The 2774-nt window shown below is 69.8% G+C and carries 2 protein-coding genes; both read right to left on the bottom strand.

What is annotated here, in order from left to right:
* Positions 1–70 precede the first annotated feature (70 nt).
* Positions 71–1846: a glyoxylate carboligase gene (gcl, locus tag ACRDPS_RS00275; RefSeq protein WP_431499610.1), complete on the bottom strand. Its 1776-nt coding sequence runs from the start codon at positions 1844–1846 to the stop codon at positions 71–73.
* A gap of 1 nt (position 1847) precedes the next feature.
* Entirely contained in the window at positions 1848–2741 is an 894-nt protein-coding gene (locus ACRDPS_RS00270; protein ID WP_431499609.1) for a 2-hydroxy-3-oxopropionate reductase, read from the bottom strand.
* Positions 2742–2774 lie beyond the last annotated feature (33 nt).

Here is a 2774-nt window from a genome sequence, read left to right as displayed (position 1 = left end):
CGCGCCGACTCGACGGACATGCGTCAGGACGCGTCGACCAGCTGAGGTGGAAGTGGGAGACATGGCTGCCTCAGCCCAGCGGGACGAGCGCGGTCGGGGCGTGCTCACCACGCTCGGCCAGGTCCTCGAACTCGACGACGCCGTCGATCTCGGTGCCCATCGAGACGTTGGTGACGCGCTCGAGGATGACCTCGACGAGCACCGGCACGCGGTATTCGGCCATCAGGGCCTTGGCCTTCTCGAACGCGGCGCCGAGATCGGCGGGGTCGGTGACGCGTACGGCCTTGCAGCCCAGGCCCTCGGCGACCTTGAGGTGGTCGACGCCGTAGCCGTCGACCTCCGGGCTGTTGACGTTGTCGAAGGCGAGCTCGACGCAGTAGTCCATCTCGAACCCGCGCTGCGCCTGCCGGATCAGGCCGAGGTAGGAGTTGTTCACGACGACGTGGATGTAGGGGATGTTGAACTGGGCGCCGACCGCCAGCTCCTCGATCAGGAACTGGAAGTCGTAGTCCCCCGACAGCGCGACGACCTGGCCGTCAGGACAGGCGGTCGCGACCCCCAGTGCGGCCGGCAGGGTCCAGCCGAGCGGGCCGGCCTGGCCGGCGTTGATCCAGTGGCGTGGCTTGTAGACGTGCAGCAGCTGCGCTGCCTGGATCTGGGACAGGCCGATCGTGGTGACGTAGCGGGTGCCGGACCCGAAGGCCCGGTTCATCTCCTCATAGACCCGCTGCGGCTTGATCGGGATGTTGTCGAAGTGGGTCTTGCGCTGCAGGGTCCGCTTGCGCTCGGCGCACTCCTCGGCCCAGCTGGTGCGGTCGGCGATTCGGCCCTCCGCCGCCCATTCGCGGGCGACCTCGACCAGCACCTCCAGCGCCGCGCGGGCGTCGGAGACGATCGAGTAGTCCGGCGCGAAGACCCGACCGATCTGGGTCGGCTCGATGTCGATGTGCACGAACGTACGTCCGGCGGTGTAGGTCTCGACCGAGCCGGTGTGACGGTTGGCCCACCGGTTGCCGATGCCGAGCACGAAGTCGCTGGCCAGCATGGTCGCGTTGCCGTAGCGGTGGGAGGTCTGCAGCCCCACCATGCCCGCGTTGAGCCGGTGGTCGTCCGGGATCGTGCCCCAGCCCATCAGCGTCGGGACGACGGGAACCCCGGTCACCTCGGCGAGCTCGACCAACAGGTCGGCGGCGTCGGCGTTGATCACACCACCACCCGCGACGATCAGCGGGCGCTCGACGGCCAGCATCATCGTCAGAGCCTTCTCCGCCTGAGCACGGCTGGCCGCCGGCCTGGCGATCGGCAACGGCTCGTACGTCTCGATGTCGAAGTCGATCTCGGCCTGCTGGACATCGAGCGGCAGGTCGATCAGGACCGGGCCGGGACGTCCCTCGCGCATCAGCCGGAAGGCCTTCTGGAAGGTGCCCGGGACCTGGGCGGGCTCCATCACGGTGACCGCCATCTTGGTGAGCGATCCGGCGACGGAGGCGATGTCGACCGCCTGGAAGTCCTCCTTGTGGAGCTTCGCGACAGGTGCCTGGCCCGTGATGCACAGGATCGGGATCGAGTCGGCGGAGGCCGAGTAGAGCCCCGTGATCATGTCGGTGCCGGCCGGCCCGGAGGTGCCGATGCAGACGCCGATGTTGCCGGCCTTCGCCCGGGTGTAGCCCTCGGCCATGTGTGAGGCCGCCTCGACGTGGCGGGCGAGCACGTGCTGGAGCCCGCCGTGCTTGCGCATCGCGCTGTAGAACGGGTTGATCGCGGCACCCGGGAGGCCGAACAGCTGGGTCGCGCCCTCCTTCTCCAGGATCAGGACGGCGGCGTCGACCGCGCGCATGCGTGCCATGTCAGCTCTCCTTCTTGGTGTCAGAGCCGCTGAAGCGCTCGACGCCTCGCAGCAGGGCGGAGTGGTCCAGGCCGCCGTCGCCGTTGGCCCGCGCGCTCGCCATCAGCTGGGCGACCAGCGAGCCGAGCGGGACCACGACGCCGGCCTCGCGGGCGGCGGCGGTGACGATCCCCATGTCCTTGTGGTGCAGGTCGATCCGGAAGCCGGGCTGGAAGGAGCGGGTGAGCATGTTCTCCTTCTTCTGGTTGAGCACGCTCGAGCCGGCGAGCCCGCCACCGAGCACCTCGAGGGCGGCCTTGGTGTCCACGCCGTACGCCTCGAGGAAGACGAGCGCCTCCGAGAGCGCCTGGATGTTGGCGGCGACGATGAGCTGGTTGGCCGCCTTGACCGTCTGGCCGGCGCCGCTCGGGCCGACGTGGACGACGGTCTTGCCGACGGCGTCGAAGAGCGGTCTCGCGGTGGCGAAGTCGTCAGCCGCGCCGCCGACCATGATCGAGAGAGCGGCGTTCTTCGCACCCGCCTCACCGCCGGAGACCGGGGCGTCGAGGATGCGGAAGCCACGGGCCGTGGCCTGCGCGGCGAGCGCCGCGGTCACGTCGGGTCGGATGCTGGAGAAGTCGATGATCAGCGCGCCGGAGGGGGCGGACTCGAAGACTCCGCCCTCGGCGGTGAGGACCTCCTCCACGTGGGGCGAGTCCGGGACCATGACGCAGACGACGTCCGCGTCGCGGCAGGCCTCGGCGGTCGAGGTGGCCGCGCGGCCGCCCGCGGTGGCCAGGGCCTGGGTGCGCTCGGGGCTGTGGTCGAAGCCGGCGACGGTGTGACCGGCGTCGACCAGGTGGGCGGCCATCGGACTGCCCATGATGCCGAGGCCGATGAAGGCGATGTTGGTCATGATGTTCTCCTCCGTGGGGTGGTTAGCGGTTTG

This window comes from Nocardioides sp. (genome assembly GCF_050699375.1).
Taxonomy (GTDB): domain Bacteria; phylum Actinomycetota; class Actinomycetes; order Propionibacteriales; family Nocardioidaceae; genus Nocardioides.
Note: the sequence above shows the minus strand (reverse complement) of the source record. Positions and strands in the feature narration are given on the sequence as shown.